The following is a 6,427-nucleotide window of genomic DNA, read 5'->3' as shown; positions in this document are numbered from 1 at the left end:
CAAAAAAGGACGGGGCCAGAAATTTGAGAAATTTCTGGCCTCGTCCTCTTCTTTTGAGGGGTTTTGTCACAACCCCTTTTACTTTTCCGCGGTCTGGGAATTCCGGGCAAAGTCTGTATGAATTTTTAATTGAGGAGAAAATCGAGTGAAAAACTACTACGGGACGAGACTCTGGGGTTTTCGTCACATCTCTATGGTAACCACTATAGACCCCTTCCATGAAGAAATTGTGAAGGGATACCAATAATTTTCTTAAGGCAAGTAAATATGTATTACGGGACCTGGCAGCGTCCCGTAGTTGTTGAGAGATAACTTCTTAGTTTCGACACTACATTACTAAATCTAAAGCTTAGTTAGTCACAGCCGCACGTTCCTTGATGATGATTTTGCCGTCAACAAGGTCTGCTTCCAGCTGTTTGGCATCCAGGTGATCCAGATAGTAATCCGTAACCTCATCCCGGATGTTGCGCTCGATGACCCGGCGCAATGGCCGTGCCCCCATCGCCTCATCGTAACCCTGCTTGATCAGCCACTTCTTGGCGTCGGCACTAACCGTGAGCGTGATGCCCTTCTTAGCGAGCGTCTTGTTCACATCGTTCAGCATCAGGTCAACAATCTGGCCGAGGTCATCCTGAGTCAAGTGGCTGAACTCAACGATACCGTTGAAGCGGTTGAGGAATTCAGGGCGGAAGTATGGTGCGAGCCGGGTCATGAGATCCTGCTGGTCATCCTTCTTGCCAGTCAGGGCTTCGTTGCCAAAACCAGCGTTAGAGGTGGCAATGACAACGGTGTTCTTGAAGTCGACCACGTTGCCCTGGCCATCAGTCAGCCGGCCATCGTCAAGCACCTGCAGCAGCAGGGTCAAAACTTGCGGATCAGCCTTTTCGATTTCATCCAGCAGCACGATCGCGTATGGATTCCGGCGTACCTGCTCGGTCAAAGTATTGCCGTTGTCGTTATAGCCAACGTAACCAGCGGAGGTCCCAATCAGCTTGGAAACCGCGGTCCGGTCGGAGTATTCGGACATGTCCAGCCGGATGATGGCGTCCTTACTGCCAAAGAGGTCGAGCGCCAGCTGCTTGGCCAGCTCGGTCTTGCCGACCCCGGTTGGGCCCACGAAGAGGAAGCTGCCAATTGGCCGGTTGCCCTCGTCAAAGCCAGCCCGGTTCCGCCGAATCGCGCGGGCAACCATGTCGACGGCTTCGTCTTGGCCAATGACCTTGCCCTTAAGCCGCTTGCCAATGCCCTTCAGATGTTCAATATCAGACGCACCCATCTGGGCAACTGGAATCCCGGTCAAGCGTTCAACGGACTGCGCGATGTCGTCAACGGTCGCGGTGACTGGGGAACTGTCAGAGCCAGCGGACTGCAACTTCTTCTGCGCGGCCGCTAGTTCATCCTTCAGCTTGGCCGCCTTCTCGAAGTCCTCAGCCTTAGCCGCGGCATCCTTTTGCTGCTCGAGGTCCTTAACGTGCTGCTCCAGGCTCTCCTTATCGCTGCCCGGATTCTTAGCCGCCAAGTGCGCCGCGGTCATGTCGATCAGGTCAATGGCCTTGTCAGGCAAACTCCGCTGCGGAATGTACTGCTGCGAGTAATCAACCGCGGCCTTGAGCACGTCGTCAGGCAAAACAACGTGGTGGTGCTTCTCGTACAGACCCTTGACGCCCTGCAAAATTTTGACGGTAGCTTCCGGACTTGGCTCGCCGACCGTGACGTCATTGAAGCGCCGGGCCAGTGCTGTGTCCTTCATGATGGTGTTGCGGTATTCATCCTGCGTGGTCGCCCCGATAACGGTGATCTCGCCGCGGGAGAGGGCCGGCTTGATGATGTCGGCCATTCCCTTACCGCCGTCCTCACCACCGGTACTGCCGGCGCCGAGAATCTGGTGGATCTCGTCGAAGAACAGGATGACATTCCCCGCGGCCTTAACTTCCTTGATCAGATTCTGAATGTTCTGCTCGAAGGAGCCCCGGTACTGGGTGCCTGCTTCAAGGTTGGACAAGTCGATGGAGTAGATCTGCTTGCCTGCAATCGCGTCCGGAACGTTGCCGGCAACAATTGCCTGCGCGAGCCCTTCCACGATTGCGGTCTTGCCGACCCCAGCGTCACCAACCAAAATCGGGTTGTTCTTCGTCCGCCGGCTGAGGATCTCGGCGGTTTCCTGGATCTCCTTATCCCGGCCAATGACGGGATCAAGCATCCCCGCCTTGGCCTCCGCGGTCAGATTGCGCCCGAGCTTCTCGAGGATGCCGCCCTTCTTCACCGCCGATTCACCGGTGGTTTGGACAGGAATGGCCGCATCACTGCCGTCAGGAACCTTCCCAGTTGCCCGGTACTGTGCGAACTGATCCGGAGTCATTTCCTTACCGTTAACGATGTAGCGAGCTGATTCACCATTGCCCATGCGCCGCATCATCTGGTTCAGAAAATCGTCCATATCGTTATTAAAAAATGGATCGTTAAATTGTGCCATCTGCACTACTCCTTACCCGTGCGCTCAATCTGAGCACGGTATTCGTTAACGTGTATAAGCAGTAGCAGCGGCATTTGCCGATAATAATCGACGTGTTACCGCGCTTGTTAATTGCTTAGCAAACAAGAGCAGCGCGCCGAACTGACAGCTCGTTTTGTGTACCCCTTGTTTACATAATTCATTATACACCGTTTTAGCACTCTTGCAAGTAGAGTGCTAATTTATTTGCTTTTGCAAGTGCCCCAAACCGGAACCCCCGTGTTGGCGGGCCCAAAAAATCGCCAAATGTTTCCGCAGCTATCGCGGTAGCCAAAAAGTTGCAAAAGCTGCCACCTATCTTTAGCTTTTCTGCATCGAGCCCACCACAACTAAATTTATTGTTTCGTTACCCAGCACACAGGACCTTTACAAGACCAGACGGAAGTTTTACACAAGCTCAACCCTCCCGCAACATTCGGCGGTTATTCTGAATGCGTAGTGATGCGAAGCACAAAAATCTGGGGCTGACTACCATGGTTGGCGCCTTGCACTCCGCAACTACCAAGCCGGTTCACAATCAGAGGAGGAGAAGTTAATGAACAAACGGATCTTAACAGTTGCCTTCGTTGCCCTCGCAACGCTCGCCTTTGCGGGTTGCGGCAAGTCGAACGCCAAGGCCAGCAAGAATGCGACTGACGCTGCCCCGAACAGCAAAATTGTTGCGGTCGGATCAACGGCCCTACAACCATTAGCGGAACAAGCGGCCGAACAGTACAAAAGCAGCAATCACGGCGCCAACATCACCATTCAAGGCGGCGGTTCTGGGGCGGGATTGAGCCAAGTGGCAACCGGTGCCGTCACCATCGGCAATTCCGATGTGTTCGCTCAGCAGCAAAAGGGCATCAATTCTAAGAAGTTGGTCGATCACCAGGTGGCCGTCGTCGGCATCGCCCCCATTGCAAACAAGGACGCGGGGGTCAAGAACCTCAGTCGGAAGCAGCTAGTCGGCATTTTCACCGGCAGGTACACCAACTGGCAGCAGGTTGGTGGTAAGAAGCAGGCCATCGTCCTCATCAACCGGACACAGGGTTCGGGCACCCGGACGACTTTTGAAGACCTCGCGCTCAAGACCAGCCAGGTCAAGAACGCTCAGGAACAAGACAGTAACGGAACGGTTTACCAGATGGTCAAGAAAACGCCCGGGGCCATCTCCTACATTGCCTTTTCCTACCTGAAGCCTGACGTTCAGGCGCTGAGTCTGAATGGAATCGCCCCAACGGAAAAAAACGTCACGACCAACAACTGGCCGGTCTGGGCATACGAGCACATGTACACCAAGGGCGCCCCAAAACCGGCGGTGGTCAAGTTCATTAAGTATCTGCAGAGCAAGCACATCCAGCAGACGCTGATCCCCAAGATGGGCTACATCCCGGTCACCCGCATGCAGGTGGCCCGCACCGCTGACGGCAAAATTGAGGAGGTCAATCAGCCAGTAACCAAGTGAAAATAATCATCTGGCCCGGACACAGGAATAAAAAAATTGCGTCTAGGCCATTTTGGATGCACGGCAATCAGGGCTGACAATGATTGTTAACTTCTATATAATGGCCAATAGGTGGTAGTCGGCATTTTTATTTATTAGGGGATAAGAAAGTGCTCAAATGCACACAAACTACTACCTGGAGGGGGAAGAATTGTGACTTACAATTCAATTGGTATCGCAGCATGGCTTTTGCAGACCTTGCTGGTGGTGCTCGTTTGCGCCGGTTTCAACGGTTATTACCACCATTTGTGGCGCACGGCATTCATTCAAGAAAGTAAGCGCGGCGCTAGCACCGGCTTGACTCGACTCGTGATGTTTATCATTAGTGTGGGCACAGGACTTGCAGCCATCGCCGGTATTCGTTTTGGGGTCCTGCATTTCGGTACGGCAATGCTACTGGCAACGGCACTATTTGCGTTGACCTTACCGCTACTGAACACCCGCCTCAATCTATTTGAATTTGGCGGCCAACTACTGGCCATCGCGGCTGGTACCGGACTCCTATACTGGGACCACCTAACTGTTCGCCCACTAATTACATTCGTACTGGCGGCAATCATCGCTATTGTCGCCTTTGTGCTGCGGACTAAGCTAGCCAGTCACATCTGGGCGGTCATCGTGGTCTTCGCGGCAACAGGCATTGCCTTCGTTGCCCCCTTACCGCTGGCGCCAGTCGCACTTGCCCAGATTTTTGGCGCCTACCTAGTTGGCTTTGTCTGCACCAGCCTGCTCTGGAACGCCACGATTGAAGAGGACAGTGCCGTTACCGAGCACACCGTTGCCGAAGTCGCCCGCACCCAAAAGCCGGTCGCTGCCCCGAAGCACGAGTATGCGTTCTTCGTGCAGAAGATGGTCGATGCCACGGGTGACGAACTCCGCATCATGGCTTACGAACTGCTGCTGCGCGAATGGGACGAGAGCGAACAGCGCTGGGGCGTGCCGAGCAACTTCGACATTCCAATTGATGAGCAAATTGAGCTAATGAAGAAAGTCTTAGCCAAAACTGGGAATACGCGCCTGTCGCTGAACCTGAACGCCCAGCAGTTTGTTGATGCCCACACCGCACAAGCCCTCGTCGCCTTCGCGCAAAATTACGACCAGTTGGATGGTCTGATCATCGAACTGACCCACGCGCCGAGCCTCGCGGACATGCGGCGGATCTCACCCCTATATCACCAAGCGGACATTCGGATTGCGATTGATGGGGTTGGTAGTGACAACCACTTTGAAAGTCTGCAGGGGGTCTTCCCCTACATTGACGGCCTGAAGTTTGCCCTCCAAAAGCTGCGGAAGGATCAGGATATGAACAACCTGGACGAACGGCTAGGCTTCTGGTACGACCTTGCTGCTGAATACGACATCGACTTCATCATGGAAGGAATTGAAAACCAGGATGATGTGGACTACGTGGAAAACAAACTGCACGTGCAATACCTACAAGGTTACATGTACGGGCGCCCAGATTTGCCGGAGAACTACCGGGACAACGGTAATAACTAAAGCTATGTAGTAAAGGAGCCTTCCCAAGTTGATGGGAAGGCTCCTTTTTGCGCTTGTGCTGTATAGACTGAAACCTCCGCTTAACACGCTCGGGTACAAATGCTTAAACCCTTGCATTTTCCCCGAGTACGTTAATGCTCAGTTTCAAACCGTCTCACTCCACTCTGTTACATAGTCGAGCTACGTGCGACTGAAACCTCCGCTTAACACACTCAGGGACAAATGCTTAAGCCCTAGCATTTTTCCCCGAGTACGTTAATGCTCAGTTTCAAACCGTCTCACTCCGCTCTGTTAAACATCGTATTCTAGTTCCTTGATTCCGGCTTCCATAAACGCATTGGGCCCGTCTAGTTTGTCGAGATCCCAGCCGGTCACACCCACCCGCAACTGCAGGTCAACGTCGCGCAGTGACTGATTTTTGTTCAGCTCCGTCTGGAATTCGTCCCGAATCCGCTGCGCCGCGACGTTTGCTCCAGCAACATCCGCATACAGCAGCACCGCCCAAGTTGGGTTATCCGTATTTAGAATGTAGCTGATATCGTTATCGCGCGTGGCGTGATTGATCGAGTCCGATGCGAGTTTGACTAACTCCTTGATCCGCGTCGTCCCAAGCATGTTTTGCAAATCGCTGAAGTAGCGAATCCGAATGACAACCACACTGACGGGAATGTTGAAGCGTTTGTTGGTCTCAATGAATACCCCTGCATCTTCAAGAAATGAAACAGTGGTGCGCAACTTGGTTTCCTGGTCAAAAGCGCCGTGTTCCACCATTGCTTCCCGTAGTTCATCATTATCTGCCTGCAGCACCCGCATCTCCGTCGTCATGGCGTAGAACGCGAGGTTCAATAATACGGGAATGAGCAGCCAGTATGCTAACTCAAGTTGCACGTTCCCGCCGGTCATGTTCTGGTAGAGCATGTACAGGGCTTGGG

Annotated in this window: 4 protein-coding genes; 2 read left to right on the top strand and 2 right to left on the bottom strand. The window is 53.3% G+C overall.

Features of this window, described 5'->3' with window-relative positions:
• Positions 1-349: 349 nt before the first annotated feature.
• Positions 350-2,473 (bottom strand): AAA family ATPase, encoded by a 2,124-nt coding sequence (locus GN107_RS09075; RefSeq protein ID WP_155287423.1) that lies wholly within the window; start codon positions 2,471-2,473, stop codon positions 350-352.
• Between the two features lie 574 nt (positions 2,474-3,047).
• Here GN107_RS09075 and GN107_RS09070 point away from each other — a divergent pair.
• On the top strand, positions 3,048-3,956 hold the full coding sequence (locus GN107_RS09070) for a phosphate ABC transporter substrate-binding protein (protein WP_155288058.1): 909 nt from the start codon (positions 3,048-3,050) through the stop codon (positions 3,954-3,956).
• A gap of 192 nt (positions 3,957-4,148) precedes the next feature.
• On the top strand, positions 4,149-5,495 hold the full coding sequence (locus tag GN107_RS09065) for an EAL domain-containing protein (protein ID WP_155287425.1): 1,347 nt from the start codon (positions 4,149-4,151) through the stop codon (positions 5,493-5,495).
• A 291-nt stretch (positions 5,496-5,786) separates the two neighbouring features.
• Here the strand turns inward: GN107_RS09065 and GN107_RS11320 are convergent.
• The coding region (locus GN107_RS11320; protein ID WP_196246638.1) for a GGDEF domain-containing protein at positions 5,787-6,427 on the bottom strand (641 nt) is incomplete at its 5' end.

It is taken from the genome of Lacticaseibacillus zhaodongensis (assembly GCF_009687905.1).
GTDB lineage: Bacteria > Bacillota > Bacilli > Lactobacillales > Lactobacillaceae > Lacticaseibacillus > Lacticaseibacillus zhaodongensis.
The sequence above is the reverse complement of the archived record's forward strand: the minus strand, read 5'-3'. Positions and strand labels throughout refer to the sequence as shown.